The sequence below is a fragment of the Nonomuraea typhae genome (assembly GCF_009760925.1).
GTDB classification, from domain to species: domain Bacteria; phylum Actinomycetota; class Actinomycetes; order Streptosporangiales; family Streptosporangiaceae; genus Nonomuraea; species Nonomuraea typhae.
Genome location: NZ_VRLV01000001.1, coordinates 673,598 through 688,440 on the forward strand (window position 1 = coordinate 673,598; position 14,843 = coordinate 688,440).

The 14,843-nt window shown below is 71.6% G+C and carries 16 protein-coding genes; 6 read left to right on the top strand and 10 right to left on the bottom strand.

The window, feature by feature from the left end:
* Positions 1-49: 49 nt before the first annotated feature.
* From aroH to aspS, 5 genes are all read left to right on the top strand, one after another.
* On the top strand, positions 50-409 hold the full coding sequence (gene aroH / locus FVE25_RS03110; RefSeq protein ID WP_157244823.1) for a chorismate mutase: 360 nt from the start codon (positions 50-52) through the stop codon (positions 407-409).
* Complete coding sequence (locus FVE25_RS03115) at positions 406-1,491, top strand: prephenate dehydrogenase (RefSeq protein WP_157244824.1); 1,086 nt, start codon at positions 406-408, stop codon at positions 1,489-1,491. Before aroH ends, FVE25_RS03115 begins: the two co-directional genes overlap by 4 nt.
* A 126-nt stretch (positions 1,492-1,617) precedes the next feature.
* Positions 1,618-2,253, top strand: coding sequence for a (d)CMP kinase (cmk, locus tag FVE25_RS03120; protein ID WP_157245482.1), 636 nt, complete (start codon positions 1,618-1,620; stop codon positions 2,251-2,253).
* 77 nt (positions 2,254-2,330) lie between these two features.
* On the top strand, positions 2,331-3,695 hold the full coding sequence (gene der, locus FVE25_RS03125) for a ribosome biogenesis GTPase Der (protein ID WP_246266704.1): 1,365 nt from the start codon (positions 2,331-2,333) through the stop codon (positions 3,693-3,695).
* Positions 3,696-4,004: 309 nt separating this feature from the next.
* On the top strand, positions 4,005-5,240 hold the full coding sequence (gene aspS, locus FVE25_RS03130; RefSeq protein ID WP_157244826.1) for an aspartate--tRNA(Asn) ligase: 1,236 nt from the start codon (positions 4,005-4,007) through the stop codon (positions 5,238-5,240).
* Here aspS and FVE25_RS03135 read toward each other — a convergent pair.
* The 3 genes from FVE25_RS03135 to FVE25_RS03145 are packed head-to-tail and all read right to left on the bottom strand — an operon-like array spanning position 5,191 to position 7,872.
* The gene (locus tag FVE25_RS03135; protein ID WP_157244827.1) at positions 5,191-6,711 is read right to left on the bottom strand and encodes an MFS transporter; all 1,521 of its coding nucleotides are present in this window, start codon (positions 6,709-6,711) and stop codon (positions 5,191-5,193) included. The genes aspS and FVE25_RS03135 overlap by 50 nt on opposite strands.
* Entirely contained in the window at positions 6,708-7,355 is a 648-nt protein-coding gene (locus FVE25_RS03140; RefSeq protein ID WP_157244828.1) for an LppX_LprAFG lipoprotein, read from the bottom strand. Before FVE25_RS03140 ends, FVE25_RS03135 begins: the two co-directional genes overlap by 4 nt.
* A 58-nt stretch (positions 7,356-7,413) precedes the next feature.
* The gene (locus FVE25_RS03145; protein ID WP_157244829.1) at positions 7,414-7,872 is read right to left on the bottom strand and encodes a MarR family winged helix-turn-helix transcriptional regulator; all 459 of its coding nucleotides are present in this window, start codon (positions 7,870-7,872) and stop codon (positions 7,414-7,416) included.
* Positions 7,873-8,048: 176 nt separating this feature from the next.
* On the opposite strand from FVE25_RS03145, the gene FVE25_RS03150 reads away from it, so the two are divergent.
* On the top strand, positions 8,049-8,981 hold the full coding sequence (locus tag FVE25_RS03150) for a cation diffusion facilitator family transporter (protein ID WP_157244830.1): 933 nt from the start codon (positions 8,049-8,051) through the stop codon (positions 8,979-8,981).
* Here FVE25_RS03150 and FVE25_RS03155 read toward each other — a convergent pair.
* From FVE25_RS03155 to FVE25_RS03185, 7 genes are read right to left on the bottom strand one after another with little or no spacing between them, the layout of a single operon-like run.
* A complete protein-coding gene (locus FVE25_RS03155) occupies positions 8,962-9,141 on the bottom strand; it encodes a hypothetical protein (RefSeq protein ID WP_157244831.1) in 180 nt (59 codons plus the stop codon). The two genes, FVE25_RS03150 and FVE25_RS03155, sit on opposite strands and share 20 nt — an antisense overlap.
* A 9-nt stretch (positions 9,142-9,150) precedes the next feature.
* Positions 9,151-9,720: a 4'-phosphopantetheinyl transferase family protein gene (locus FVE25_RS03160; protein ID WP_157244832.1), complete on the bottom strand. Its 570-nt coding sequence runs from the start codon at positions 9,718-9,720 to the stop codon at positions 9,151-9,153.
* 11 nt (positions 9,721-9,731) lie between these two features.
* Complete coding sequence (locus FVE25_RS03165) at positions 9,732-10,418, bottom strand: hypothetical protein (protein WP_157244833.1); 687 nt, start codon at positions 10,416-10,418, stop codon at positions 9,732-9,734.
* Complete coding sequence (locus FVE25_RS03170; RefSeq protein WP_157244834.1) at positions 10,415-11,764, bottom strand: MlaD family protein; 1,350 nt, start codon at positions 11,762-11,764, stop codon at positions 10,415-10,417. The genes FVE25_RS03165 and FVE25_RS03170 overlap by 4 nt, the downstream gene beginning before the upstream one ends.
* Positions 11,761-12,792 carry an MCE family protein gene (locus tag FVE25_RS03175; protein ID WP_157244835.1) on the bottom strand — a complete coding sequence of 344 codons (1,032 nt, stop codon included), beginning with the start codon at positions 12,790-12,792 and terminating at the stop codon, positions 11,761-11,763. The genes FVE25_RS03170 and FVE25_RS03175 overlap by 4 nt, the downstream gene beginning before the upstream one ends.
* Entirely contained in the window at positions 12,789-13,820 is a 1,032-nt protein-coding gene (locus tag FVE25_RS03180; RefSeq protein WP_157244836.1) for an MCE family protein, read from the bottom strand. The genes FVE25_RS03175 and FVE25_RS03180 overlap by 4 nt, the downstream gene beginning before the upstream one ends.
* Complete coding sequence (locus tag FVE25_RS03185; RefSeq protein WP_157244837.1) at positions 13,817-14,842, bottom strand: MlaD family protein; 1,026 nt, start codon at positions 14,840-14,842, stop codon at positions 13,817-13,819. Before FVE25_RS03185 ends, FVE25_RS03180 begins: the two co-directional genes overlap by 4 nt.
* Position 14,843 lies beyond the last annotated feature (1 nt).

Genomic DNA, 14,843 nt, shown 5'->3' on the forward strand with positions numbered 1-14,843 from the left:
CGTACCCGAACGTACGGGCTCTCCGCCATCTGTAAGGGGAACGAGCACCATGGTCCGGGCGATCCGCGGGGCGATCCAGGTTGACGCCAACGACCGCGACGCGATCATCGAGGCGACGGCGGAGCTGGTGAGCACGCTCATGGAGCGCAACCGGCTGACGACCGCCGAGGTGATCAGCGTGTTGTTCACCGCGACGCCGGACCTGACGGCGGAGTTTCCCGCGCTGGCGGCGCGCAAGCTGGGCTTCGACGACGTGCCGCTGATCTGCGCCACGGAGATCGACGTGCCGGGCGCGCTGCCGCGGGTGGTGCGGCTGATGGCGCACGTGGAGACGGATCGGCCGCGCGCCGAGATCAACCACGTCTACCTTCGCGGGGCGGTCGCGCTCAGGCAGGACATCGCGCAATGAAGCTCGGGACTGTTCTCGTTCTCGGCACCGGCCTGGTCGGCACGTCGATCGGGCTGGCGTTGCGGCAGCGCGGCGTGACGGTGCTGCTGGCCGACCGCGATCTCGGTGCGGTACGGCTGGCCAGGGAGATGGGCGCCGGCCAGGAGTGGCATTCGGGCGACCCGGTGGACCTGGCGGTGGTGGCGGTGCCGCCCGCGCACGTGGCGACCGAGCTGCGTGGCCTCCAGCAGCGGGACACGGCCCGCTTCTACACGGACGTGGCCAGCGTGAAGGCCAAGCCGCTGGCCCGGGCGGCGGAGCTGGGCTGTGACCTGGGCTCCTACCTGGCCTCGCATCCGATGGCGGGCCGGGAGAAGGCGGGGCCGGGCGCCGCCAGGGCGGATCTGTTCCTGGGGCGGCCGTGGGCGCTCTGCCCGACGGAGGAGACGCTGCCCGAGACGCGGGCGGCGGTGCTGGAGCTGATCGAGCTGTGTGGCGCGAACCCGGTCGAGGTGAGCGCGGAGGAGCACGACCAGGCGGTGGCGGTGGTGTCCCACGCGCCGCACGTGGCCGCCTCGGCGGTGGCGGCACGCCTGGCGGAAGCGCCGGACGTGGCGCTGGGCCTGGCCGGTCAGGGTGTGCGGGACGTGACCCGGGTCGCGGGCGGCGATCCCGGCCTGTGGCTGGGCATCCTGTCGGGGAACGCGGTGCCGGTGGCGGCGGTGCTGGAGGCGGTGAGCCGCGATCTGGCCGAGGCCGCGACGGCGCTGCGCGCGCTGGCCGGCGGCGACGAGAGCGCGGGGCCCGAGGTGACGCAGCTGCTCAAGCGCGGGGTCGCCGGGCACGGGCGCATTCCGGGCAAGCACGGCGGCCCGGCGGCGCGGTACGGCGTCGTGCAGGTGGTCATCGGCGACCGTCCCGGCCAGCTGGCCCGGTTGTTCCAGGTCTGCGAGGAGGTCGGGGTCAACGTCGAGGACGTCCGGCTGGAGCACGCTCCCGGCCTGCCGCTGGGCCTGGCGGAGCTGTCGGTGCAGCCGGACGCGGCGCCCGTCCTGGCAGGGGCGCTGCACGAGCGCGGCTGGCAGGTCCCCGAAACCCCATGACCGGGTACGGCCGCGCCACGGGGATTCGGCGAGAGCTGGATCGGCGACCGGCACGGAGGCGGTAGCCTCTTCAGGTTGAGGTAAAGCCGGGAAAAGGGAGAGGCCGTGACCGGTCTGGTCGTCGCGATGGACGGCCCTTCGGGGTCGGGCAAGTCGAGCGTCTCGCGCGGGGTGGCCCGTGCGCTGGGCCTGCGTTACCTGGACACCGGGGCGATGTACCGCGCGATGACCTGGTGGATGCTCGAGCAGGGTGTCGACGTCGCCGACGCGGCGGCCGTCGCGGCACGCTCGGGTGAGCCCGTGATCGTCAGCGGCACCGACCCTGACGCGCCGGCGATCCACGTCGACGGCACCGATGTGGGCGGCCCGATCCGCGAGGCCCAGGTCACCGGCGCCGTCTCGGCGGTGGCCGCGGTGCCCGAGGTCCGCGTCCGGCTGGTCGCCCTGCAGCGTGAGATCATCGGCACCGGCGGCATCGTGGTCGAGGGGCGCGACATCGGCACGGTCGTCTGGCCGCAGGCCGCGGTCAAGATCTACCTCACCGCCAGCGCCGAGGCCCGTGCGCTGCGGCGCAGCGCGGAGTTGTCGGGCACCACGGTTGAGGCGCAGCAGGCCGCCATGGCCAGGCGTGACACCCTGGACTCGACACGGAAGACGGATCCACTCTCGATGGCGGATGGCGCCGTCGAGCTCGACACCACGCCGTTGACCTTGGAGGAGGTCATCGACGCGGTGCTGGGTGTGGTCAAAGAGCGCGCCTGAACCTTCGGGCGCGGTACTCATACGAAGGATGAAATAACGTGACTACGGGGGATTGGGTCGAGGCTGAGTTCGACGACCTGGAGATCACCGAACACGACGCCGACAGCGGCCCGCTGCCCGTCGTGGCCATCGTGGGCCGCCCGAACGTCGGCAAGTCCACGCTGGTCAACCGCATCATCGGCCGCCGCGAGGCGGTCGTCGAGGACGTGCCGGGCGTCACCCGCGACCGCGTCACCTACGACGCCAACTGGCGCGGGCGCCGCTTCACCGTCGTGGACACCGGCGGCTGGGATCCCGACGCCACCGGCATGAACCTGCGCATCGCCGAGCAGGCCCAGGTGGCCGTGGAGCTCGCCGACGTGATCGTGTTCGTGGTCGACGCCACCGTCGGGGCCACCGACGCCGACGAGATCGTCGGCTCCGTGCTGCGCCAGTCCGGCAAGCCGGTCATCCTGACCGCCAACAAGGTCGACAACCAGCAAATGGAGCTGGAGGCCGCCGGGTTGTGGTCGCTCGGTCTCGGCGAGCCGTACCCGGTCTCGGCGCTGCACGGCCGCTCCAGTGGCGACCTGCTCGACGTGGTGCTCGACGCGCTGCCGGAGACGCCCGAGCTGAAGTTCGGCGAGGAGGGCGGCCCCCACCGGGTCGCGCTGCTCGGCAAGCCCAACGTCGGCAAGTCCTCCCTGCTCAACAAGCTCGCCGGCGAGGAGCGGGTGCTGGTCGACCCGATGGCGGGCACCACGCGCGACCCGGTGGACGAGCTGATCGAGCTGGGCGGGAAGCCGTGGCGCTTCGTCGACACCGCGGGCATCCGCCGCCGCGACCGCGAGCTGCAGGGCGCCGACTTCTACGCCGCCATGCGCACCCGCGCCGCGCTGGAGAAGGCCGAGGTGGCGATCGTGCTCATCGACGCCTCCGAGCCCCTCACCGAGCAGGACCTGCGCATCATCGGCCTGGTCATCGAGTCCGGCCGGGCGATGGTCGTGGCCTTCAACAAGTGGGACCTCGTGGACGAGGACCGCCGCTACTACCTGGAGAGGGAGATCGACCGGCAGCTCGTGCGCACGCCGTGGGCGCTGCGGGTCAACATCTCCGCCAAGACCGGCCGGCACGTCGACCGGCTGGTGCCGGCGCTGGAGAAGGCGCTGGACTCCTGGTCCACCCGGGTGCCGACGGCGCGGCTCAACGCCTTCCTCACCGAGCTGGTGCAGGCCACGCCGCCGCCGGTGCGGGGCGGCAAGCAGCCGAAGATCCTGTTCGCCACGCAGGCGTCCACGGAGCCGCCGAAGTTCGTGCTGTTCACTTCGGGCTGGCTGGAGGAAACCTACCGGCGCTTCATCGAGCGCCGGCTGCGTGAGGAGTTCGGCTTCGCGGGCTCGCCCATCGAGGTGACCATGAAGATCCGGGAGAAGCGCAAGGGCGGCGCCGCGCCCAAGAAGTGAGGCCGGCTCGGCTCGGGCGTCCGCGGGTGCCCGGGCCGAGATGGTAGGTTGACCGGCAACACGTTGACGGAGACGAGTAGCCCGGAGACCCGCGCGGGTCCAGAGAGCCGCCGGTAGCTGGGAAGGCGGCCACGCGCCTGCGGGCGAAGACACTCCCGAGTGCGGGGAGGCAATGCCCCGCCGGCCTGACCCCCGTCATCGGGTCGCCGAGGCCGCTCTCCGCGGAGGGCGGCGAAAGTGCGGTGGCACCGGGAGCTCCCTTCTCCCCCGCACTCCCAAGGGATCATGCAACCTCCACGAGGAGCTGTGATGATCTCTCGTATCCTGTCGGCGGAGCTTTCCGGGCACGCCGGGCAACGAGTCACGATCGCCGGTTGGGTGCATCGCCGCCGGCAGCTGAAGTCTGTATCCTTCCTGGTCGTGCGCGACCGCGCCGGCCTCGCCCAGGTGGTCACGACCTTTCCGGACCTGCCGGGCGAGGAGTGCGTGGTCGAGATCACCGGGACCGTCACCCCCAACGCGCAGGCCCCCGGCGGCGCCGAACTCACCGACCCGGAGATCACCGTGCTCGGCGAGGCCGCCCGGCCGCCGTTCGAGCTGTTCCGGCCCGAGCTCGGCGCGTCCCTGCCGGCCCTGCTCGACCACGCCCCGCTCGCCCTGCGCCACCCCGCGCTCCGGCTGGCGCAGGAGATCTCCGCCGCCAGCGTCGCCGGATTCCGGGAGGCCCTCGACCGGCTGGCGTTCACCGAGATCCACACGCCCAAACTGGTCGAGTCGGCAACCGAGTCGGGCGCCGACGTCTTCGCCGTCGACTACTTCGGCCGCCGCGCCTACCTGGCCCAGTCGCCGCAGTTCTACAAGCAGATGATGGTCGGCGTCTTCGAGCGGGTCTACGAGGTCGGCCCCGTCTTCCGCGCCGAGCCGCACGACACCGCCCGCCACCTCGCCCAGTACACCAGCCTCGACGCCGAGCTCGGCTTCGTCACCGACCACCGCGACGTGATGGCCGTCCTGCGAGAGGCCCTGGCGGGCATGGTCGAGTCCGTACGGCGGCGCGTCCCGCGGGCCCGCGACCTGCTGCCGGAGGTGCCGGCCGAGATCCCGGCGGTGCACTTCGCCGAGGTCAGCGGCGAAGGCGACCTGTCACCGGCCCGCGAACGCGAGCTGTCGGCGTGGGCCAGGCGCGAGCACGGCTCCGACTTCCTGTTCGTCACCGGCTACCCGATGGCCAAGCGCCCCTTCTACACCCATCCCGACCCGGCCAGGCCCGGCTACTCCAACGGCTTCGACCTGCTGTTCCGTGGACTGGAACTGGTCACCGGCGGCCAGCGGCTGCACCGGCACGCCGACTACCTCGCCGCGCTGGCCGGGCGGGGCGAGGCGGCCGGGCCGTACCAGGGGTATCTGCAGGCGTTCGCCTACGGCATGCCGCCGCACGGCGGGTTCGCGATCGGCCTGGAGCGCTGGACGGCCCGGCTGACCGGGGCGGCCAACATCAGGCAGGCGACGTTGTTCCCGCGCGACCTGCATCGCCTTTCGCCGTAAGCATCCAGGCGGCCACCACGGCGCCGAGCAGGCAGAGCACGGCGGTGACGAGGAACATCTCGGTGTATTCGACGTGCAGGGCCGCCTTCACCTTCGCGGTGTAGGCGGCCAGCTGCCTGGCGTACTCGGCGGCGTCCACGCCGATGGGCAGCGGGGTGTCGAGGTCGGCGGTCAGCGACTGGAAGCGGTAGAAGCCCCAGGAGGACACGCCGGCGATGCCGATGAGCATGCCCATCATCCTGGCCACGACCACCGCGGCGGAGGCGACCCCGTGCTGCGCGGCGGGGGTCACGCGCAGCACCGCCGCCGAGATCGGGGCGATGACCAGGCCGAGCCCGAGCCCGGCGACCAGGAGCGCGACGTCGATCGGGTGCCCGGCCAGGTCGAGCGGCCAGCGGCTCATGAGCACGTATCCGGCGGCGGCCACGAGCAGCCCGGCGACCGCGACCAGCCGGTCGCCGAGGCGGCGGGCCAGGACACCGCCGAGCACCGCGCCGACGGGCAGCGCGATGAGGAACCTGCCGAGGACCAGCGACGCCTGCAGCGCTTCGAGGCCGAGCAGGGTCTGCGCGGTGAACTGGACGAACACCATGGTGACGAGGAGGGCGGCGCCGGTGAGGAAGCTGACGCCGAGCGTGGCCAGCAACGCCCCCTTGCGGGTGCCGGACAGGTCCAGCAGGCGGACGGGGGAGCGGATCTCCCACCACACGAACACCGCGCCCACGACCAGGCCCGACCCGATCAGCGGCAGGCCCCAGGGCGGCAGGATCGCCTTGGCCGGGTCGTCGTTGTAGAAGCCGGCGACGAGCAGGCCCAGGGCCAGGGCCAGGAGCGCGCCGCCGGCCACGTCGACGCGGCCGGCCGTACCCTCGCGTCTGCCGGCCGGGACGGTGCGGTGGACGGCGACGGCGGCCAGCGCGGCCAGGGGGAGGTTGACCCAGAAGATGGCGTGCCAGCCGCCGAGCTCGACCCCGAGCACCTGGAAGGCGGGGACGAGGGCCAGCACGCCTCCGTACAGGGGCCCCAGAGCGCTCCCCAGCTCCTGCGCGGCGCCGACCGCGCCCAGGGCGACCGGGCGGTCGTGCTCGTCCCAGAGATCGCCGATGAGCGCCATCGTGATCGGCAGCAGCGCGCCGCCGGCGATGCCCTGCAGGGCCCGGCCGCCCACGATCATGGGCAGCGATCCGGCCAGCGCGGTCAGCAGCGAGCCGAGCGCGAACACCGCCAGGCAGGCGTGGATCAGGGGACGCCGGCCGTACCGGTCGGAGAGCTGCCCGAGCAGCGGCATGGCGGCGATGTAGCCGAGCAGGAAGCCGGTGACCAGCGGTGTGGCCCGCTCCAGGTGGTTCAGGGGCACGCCGGCGTCGGTGGCGATGTCGATCAGGACGGTCACCACGACGTAGGCGTCGAGCGCGGCCAGCAGCACCACCGCGCCGCCGACGCCGAGCGCGGCCCGGCGGGCGGTTCTCATCCGGCGGGCGGGGTGATCGTGACCTGGGCGTCGTAGTCGCTGAAGGAGACGATCACGGTGCCCTCCTGCACCGGCAGGCTGGCCCGGGTCAGGCGGGAGGTGGCCTTGTCGATCAGCAGTTGCCCGTTGACGCCCTGGGAGACGCCGGGGATGAGCTTGCCGAGGACCTCGCCGGAGAAGGTGGCGGCCAGTTTGTACGCCTGGCCCTCCTCGCCCTCGACCTTCGGGTCGGTCGCGGTGGTCAGCAGCTTGGCGACGCCTTCGGCGGGGGACAGGATCAGCGACGGGTCGTAGATCTGGGCGAGTTCCTTCTTCGACATCTTCTGGAAGCCGCCGGTCGGGCCCTTGAAGTGCACGGTGTCGCCGACCACGAAGAAGCTGATCTCCTGGAGGCTGCCCAGCACGTCGATGGTGAGCGTGCCGTCGGCGTCGCCCGCGGCGGTGAGCCGGCCGTCGGCCTTGCGCACCTGGACCTTCGGCTTGCCTTCCGTGGAGATCGAGAAGGTGGCGGTCTTGACCGTCTTCATCGCCGCGGCGGACTTGGCGATGAGGTCGGGGCCACTCGGCAGGGCAGCCTGCCCGCCGCCCGGCGAACACGCCGCCGCCAGCGCGAGACCTAGGACGATCAGCAGCTTTCTCAGCATGTCCGGATCGTAGCGAGCGGCGGCGGCCGCCGCGTGTGCCGCCGATATCAGTTGGGTGTCAGCGCAACTTCTTGAGGTGCTCGACGATCGGCGTGTACGCGGCGTCCAGCGCGTCGAGCTGGTCGTCGGTGAGCCGGTCGACGAAGTGCTCGCGGACGCTGGACACGTGGTGCGGCGCCACGCGCTGGATCGTCTCCCAGCCGTGGTCGGTGAGCACCGCGAAGGTGCCGCGCCGGTCGTCGCGGCAGTCCTCGCGGACGACCAGGCCCTTGGCCTCCATCCGGGAGATCTGGTGCGACAGCCGGCTGCGCGACTGGATCGTGGCGTCGGCGAGGTCGCTCATCCGCATCCTGCGCTCCGGGTTCTCGGAGAGGTTGACCAGGATCTCGTAGTCGTTGAGCGACAATTCGAACTCTTGCAGTTCCCGGTCGAGCCGGTGCATCAACAGCTTGTGCAGGGCGAGGTGGGCACGCCATGCGCGCTGTTCCGTGTCCGTCAGCCACCGAGGAGCGCTCATGATCCCAATCTACCCCCCGAAGGCCCAGGTTCATCGCCCCCAAACCCGTCCGGACCTGTGCCAAAGCCCACAGACAGCCCGTTCCGGAGCTCCAGCTCGCACAAGGGCACGCTTTCGTGAGCGCTTCATAGCGTAGTCGCGGGAAATCGAAGGATCCTCACGTAAAGTCACATGGCATGGCCGACAGTGCAGGGGAGAGTTTCGTCACCGTGCTGGTCGCGGGCGCGGCCAATCTGGCCATCGCCGTGGCCAAGCTCATCGCCGGCCTCATCAGCGGCTCGGCCGCGATGCTGTCGGAGTCCGCCCACTCCGCCGCCGACACGGTCACCGAGGTCCTGCTGCTGGTCGCGGTACGGCGCGGCGGCAAACCCGCCGATCGGCGCCACCCCTTCGGCTACGGCAAGGCCGGCTTCTTCTGGGCCATGATGGCGGCGGTGGCCACGCTGGTGGGCGGGGCGGGATTCTCCATCACCCACGGCGTCCACACGATCGCCCATGGCGAGTCGCTCGGCGACTTCACCCTCTCCTACGTCGTGCTGGCCGTGTCGTTCGCGATCGAGAGCGTCTCGTTCGCGAGGGGCCTCTCCCAGGCCCGCGCCGAGGCCCGCCGCTGGGGCGTCGGCCCGGTCCGGCTGGTCACCAAGACCTCCGACACCGCGCTCAAGGCCGTGATGCTGGAGGACACCGCCGCCCTGGCCGGGCTGGTGATCGCGGCCCTCGGGCTGCTGGGCGCCCAGCTGACCAGCTCGTCGCTGTGGGACGGGGCGGCCTCGGTGGCGATCGGGGTGCTGCTGCTGGTCGTGGCGCTGTCGCTGATCGGGGCCAACCTGTCGCTGCTGATCGGGCAGGCGGCGCCGCGCCAGGTGGAGACGGAGATCAGGGCGCTGCTGCTGGCCCAGCCCGAGGTGGAGGACGTCGTCGAGCTGCTGACCATGTACCTGGGGCCGGGGCGGCTGCTGGTCGCGGCGAAGATCGACTTCGACGACGCGGCCAGCGCGGCGGGCGTGGAGATCGCCTGCGATCAGGTGGACCGGCGGCTGCGCGAGCACGTCCCGGTCGTCACCCAGGTGTTCCTGGACCCCACGCCCACTAGGAGTCGAAGGCCATGACGATGGCCACCCCGACGACGTGCATCAGCACGACCGCCACCAGCAGCGAGACGAACACGAACTTGGCCGGCCCGTGCTCGAACGTCTTGCCCTCCTCCAGCGGACGCCGTTTGGCCATGCGGTCGGCGATGCGCTCCTCGATGGGCTTCTTGTAGAACATGCTCCCAGGTTATAGGGCCACCCTCCCGGCCCTGACGTCGGTGACCGCGGCCACGAGGATGTCCGGCGGCACGTGCCATTCCAGCAGGTGACGGCCCTCCCAGGAGACGGGGGAGCGGACGGTGTCGAGGGAGAGCTCGCCGCGTTTGATGAGCGCCTCCTTGCGGGTCCACAACCGGATCAGGTCGTGGTTGCCGGTGACGTCCGGGGGCGCGGCGATCTGGGCGGCGAGACCGGCGTCGAAGGGGCCGTCCGGAACGCGTTCGGTGTCCACCCCGACCCGGCCGGGCCCGGCGGCCGCGGCCACGTAGCCGCGGGTGTGGCTCAGGCTGACGCCCAGCTCGGGATGCTCCTTCAGGTACGGCCGGCCGTGCCCGGGGCCGTGGATGTCGCAGTGCTGGAGCAGGGTCAGCGTGTGCGCGGGCACGTCCAGGACGGCCGCGGCGGCCAGCCGTACCAGGAGGTGGGCGGCGACGAAGGAGTGCCGGTCGGCCTCGTGCGCGAAGCGGGCGGCCCGCGCCCGCTCGGTCTCGGTGAGCCAGGAAGGGGAGCCGGGCACCTGCTCGGGGCGGGCGCCCATGACGGCCGCGGCTACTTCTCCGACGGCTTGGGGCTGGGGTCCGCCAGGGGTGTGCCGTCCTTGTTGTACTGGTTCTCCTGAGCCGCGCCGAGCACCGTGACCTCGCGTACCTTCCATGTGCCCTTCTCCCGCACCAGAGAGATCTTCAGGTGCGAGTCCTTGACGCTCCTGATCGCCTTGGCGGTCGTCACCTGCTGGTCCACCACCACAATGGCAGATGCGGAGGACTCGTCGGCATCGGCCAGGTAGACGCCGCGCACGGTGGCGACCGAGACGGCCTGCAGCTTGATGATGACCTGCTCCATCACGCCGCCGAAGGCGTCGTCGTAGGTGTTGAGGAAGTCGCCGGTGGCCATGGCCATGAGCTTGGTCCTGGTGGCCTGGAGGTTCTGGTAGTCGTAACCGAGCAGGGACTGGCCGAAGGCGTGCGCCGCCTGGGAGACCTCCAGCCGCAGGGCGCGGTCGGCCTCCAGCCTGGCCTGGGCCTCCTGGGCGCGGCCGGCGGCCAGCCACTGGAGCACGGCGGTGGCGGCGAGGGCGGCCACGAGCATCGCGGCCAGGGCGCCCATGAGCTTCACCCGGGTGCGGGACGGTTGAGGATCTTCGTGCGGCTCGGGTGTTTCCGGCTCAGGATCGACCTTCGCCTCAGCCTCGGTCTCAACCTCTGCTTCAGGCTCAGCGTCCTGCTGCGTGGTCATGAAAGCTCCGTTTCGCGCCGGCGGGCGGCCCGGCCCACGGCGATCCAGCCCACGATGCCACCGCAGGCGACGACGGCGAGGAAAATCGCGACGAGCAGGGGCGCGTTGTCCGGCGGGGTGTCCGTGGCGGCGGCCGCCGACCTGCCGGGCGCCGGGGTCTGGGGTTCCGGGTTGTCTGTCGGCTTCCCGGTCTTCTCGGTCTTCTCGGTCACGGGCTGGGCTTGCGTCGTCTCCTTCGCCTGCTCGGGCTGGGCCACGGGGGCGTCGCGATCGTCCGGCGGCGGCTCTTCGGCGGGCAGCGGCCGTTTCGGGCAGGCGCGCGGGGCGGGGATGGGCGGCGGGCCCAGCGGCTCGGCGTACTCCTCGGCCACCTTCGGCCCGCCGGGCACGCTGAAGACGAACATGGTGCGCCCGTAGACCGTGCCGTCGCGGTGGTCGCTGATGTCGCCGGCCAGGCTGAGCGCCGTCGGCACGATGCTCAGCAGGTGGTTGACGTTGCGCTCCGACTCCGGGGAGAAGACCGGCTTGTGCGGCATCCCGGCCGCGGTCAGCATGCAGGAGAACCCCGGCCTGGCCCGCTTGACGAGCGCGTCGAGCTGGGCGAAGACCCCCGGCCCCTGGTCGAGGAAGGCGTTCAGCTCACGCCGCGAGGCCACGAGCGAGGCGGTCACCAGCTCGGTGTTCCCGATGCCCGAGGCCAGCTTGTCCCGCCGGCCGGCCAGCGTGTGGGTGAGCCGGGTGAGCTGCACCGCCAGATCGTCGAGGACCGCCGCGTTGTCGGCCAGCGTGCCGGTCAGGTCGTGGGCGTCGCCGACGATGCTCCTGATCGCCGGGGCGCGGCCCTCGAGCGCCACGGCCAGCTCGTGCGTGATCGTCCTGGCGTCCTTGGGCGGCACCGCGTTCAGCAGCTTGCCCACGCCCTCGAACAACCGCTTGTAGTTCAGCGGCACCGTCGTCCTGGTCAGCGGGATCGTCTCGCCCGGCGCGAGGTTCCCGCCGACCGGCTCCTCCGGCGGGCTCAGCTCCACGTACGGCTCGCCGATCGCGGACTTGCGGCGCACCTCCGCCGACACCGCCCTGGGCAGGCGGATCTCCCGGTCGATGTCCAGGCCGACGACGATCTTGCCGGGGGCCAGCCGTACCTCGCCGATCTTGCCGACCCGCACCCCCAGATACGCCACGTCGAAGCCGCGGATCAGCCCGGGGGAGGACTCGAACTCGGCCGAGACCCGATAGGGCCGCTCGATCGCGTCGAGCCTGATGATCGTGGTGAACGCCCAGACCGCCATCACCACGCCCAGCAGGGCGAAGAAGCCGAGGTTGAGGTAGACGCGCAGGTTCTTCATCGCGGCGGCTCCCACAGCAGCTGGAAGTCCTTCAGCTGGTTGGGCAGCGGCGGCGGCTCGACCTTGACGTCGTTCGGGATCACGCCCCGGCTGTCGCCGACCAGCAGGCCCTTCAGCCACACGTAGATGAGCACCTGGCCGTTGACGGTGATCGGCGGGGTGTCGATGAAGTACTGGAGCCTGGCCACCAGGCGCTTGAGGTCCTCCTTGCCGCGCACCATCGCGCCGGTGATCGCGTCCAGCTCGCGCATGATCGTGCGCAGCCTGGCCGCGTGGCGCGGGTAGACGGTGGCGTTGGCCGCCTTGGCCAGGTCCGTCAGCGCGACGAGGGCCGTCTTCACGTGCCTGCGGCCGTGGGCCAGGCGCGCGGTCGCGGCGGCCAGCGTGCCGGGGAGCCGGTCGAGCTCCTTCTCGCCCTTGGCCAGGTCGCCGCCGAGGCGGGCCAGGTAGTCGATGGTCGCCCCCAGCTCGGCGCGGGCGGCGGCGTAGGCGTCGGTGACCTCGGCGGTGCGCCGGATGAGCGCGTTGACGTCGCCGCCCTTGCCGGCGAAGGCGGTCGAGGCGGCGTCCAGGATGGCGTTGACGTCCTGCGCGCCCAGGGCCTCGACGAGCGGACCGGCCTTCTCCGTGACCTGCTCGATGTCCGGCTCGACCGAGGTGTCGGTGATCGTCGCGCCCGCGGGCAGGTAGGGGCCGGTGGACAGGTCCTTGCCGGGCGGCGGCGTCAGCGCCACGTAGTTCTCGCCCAGCACCGAGGTCTTGGCCACGGTCGCGGTGGTCCCGACCGGCACCCGGTGGGCGCTGTCGATCTCCATGGTGACCCGGGCCCGGTAGCCCTCCAGCCGGATGCCGGTGACCGTGCCCACCTTGACGTCGGCCACCTGCACGCTGTGCCCGGCGACCAGGCTCTGGACGTCGTCGAAGGTCGCGCCGATCGTCATGTCCCCGCGGGCCGCGCCCAGCGTCTGCAGCGAGCACGAGGTCGTGATCGCCAGCGCGAGCAGGGAGGTCAGGGCGCGTGCTCTCACCGGCCGCCGCCCTTCTTCTGGAACGGGCAGTTGCTCAGCTCACCCGGCAGGCACGGCACCTTGCCCAGGTTCAGCGCGTCGAACAGCGGCTGCAGCCACGCCCTGGTCATCGCGTTGAGCACCACGCGGATCTTCAGCAGGTGGTTCTTCCTGTCCCACGCCTCGATCAGCACGTCGGCGAAGTCTGCCGAGCCCTTGATGGCCGCGGCCAGCGACTCGCTGTTGGCCCGCACGGTCAGCACCAGCTCGGCCAGCGTCCCGGCCGCCCTGGGCAGGCGTTCCGCGTACTCCTCGATGATGACGTCGCCGCGCCGCACGAAGCCGGCCATGCCCGTGATGAAGGCCCGCAGCCGCCGGCGCTCCTCGGCCAGGATCGCACTGGCCTCGGAGAAGGAGTCGATCGCCCGCGTCACCTGGCCCTGGCGCCGGTTCAGGCTGGTGGCCAGCCGGTTGAGCCCCTTGGCCAGGTCGATGAGCTGCCGGTCCTGCTTGGCCAGCGTGCCGGTCAGCTCGGCGGTGTCGGCGAGCGCGTTGTTGATCGTCTTGCCCCGCCCGCGCAGGCCGTCGGCCAGGTCGCCGGCCACGTCGCCGAGCTTCTCGTTGTCCAGGGCGTCGGTCAGCTTCGTGAACGCGTCCAGCGCGTCGTCGATCTCCACCGGAAGATCGGTACGGCCCAGCGGGATCACCGTCCCCGGCGCGGCCCGCCGGTCACCCGGCCTCCACGGCGGATACAGCACCACGTTCCGCTCGCCCAGCGTGTTCTGCGGCGCGACCACCGCCTTCACCTCGGCGGGCAGCGGCACCTGCGCGTCCACCGACATCGTCACCCGGACCTTGTCGCCCTCGATCGCGATGCGCTCCACGTATCCGGCGTCCAGCCCCATCACCTTGACCCGCGCCTGCTCGTACAACGACGGCGCGCTGGAGAAGATCGCGACGACGGTGTACGGCGCCGCCCCGCCCAGCACCCCGCACCCGGCGGTGCCGGCCGGCAGGAGCGCCGCCACGAGCAGCCTCAGCGCCCTCATCGGTCGTTCCTCCTGTCCTTGGCGATGGCCCCCAGCACCTCCGGGTTGATCGGCCCGAGCCCGGTCGCGATGGCCTCGATCCACGGGCCCTGGCCGCCCATCGTGGCCAGGCCGGAGAACGTCGGCCCCACCCAGGCCACGAGCTTGTTGAACTCCTGGTTGCTCGCGTTGAGCCGCGTGGTGATCGCACTGTTGTCGTCCAGCACCTGGACCAGCGCCTTCTCGTGCTCGTTGATCAGCTTGGTGGTGCCGGCGACCAGGTCGCTGCCGTCGCCCAGCAGCGTGCGCAACTCGTTCCTGCGCGCGCGCAGCTCGTTGAGCACGGCCTCGATGGCGTCGATGAGCCGGGCGAGCTGCTTGTCCTTCTTCTCCAGCAGATCCATGATCTTGTTGCCGTTGTCGAGCAGCTTCTGCAGCTCCGGCTCGCTCCGGCTGATGGTGTCCGACAGGTCGCCGATGTTCTTCAGCAGGCGGGTGATCCGGCCGCGCCGGCTGGTGTCGATCTTGCCGAGCTCGGTCAGCAGGTCGTCCACGGCGTCGGTGTCGAGGTTCTCGACCAGCCGGGTGGCGTCCTTGATCGCGTCGTTGATCAGCGTGGGGACGCCGGTGCGCGTCACCGGGATGCGGCGCCGCGCCTCGGGGAGCTGGTCCATGAAGGGGGCGGCGACCGGGCCCGACAGCTTGAGGTAGCGGCCGCCCAGCAGGTTGGACAGGGCGACCTCGGCCCGGGTGGCGCGGCCCAGCCGTACCTCGGAGTTCACGCGCCAGGTGACCACGACGTTGCCCTGCGCGTAGTCGGCCCGGACGGAGGTCACCTCGCCGACGCGCACGCCCGCCACGCGCACGTCCTGGCCGCCGCGCAGGCCGCCGGAGTCGGCGAAGACGCCCGACATCGTGTAGCCGCCCTCCAGCAGGCCCAGGCTGCCCACGAGGAACGTGGCGACCAGGATCGAGCCGAGCACGAGCATGGAGACCAGGCCGACGACGATCTTGTTGCGGTCGCGGAAGGACTTCAGGGCCATG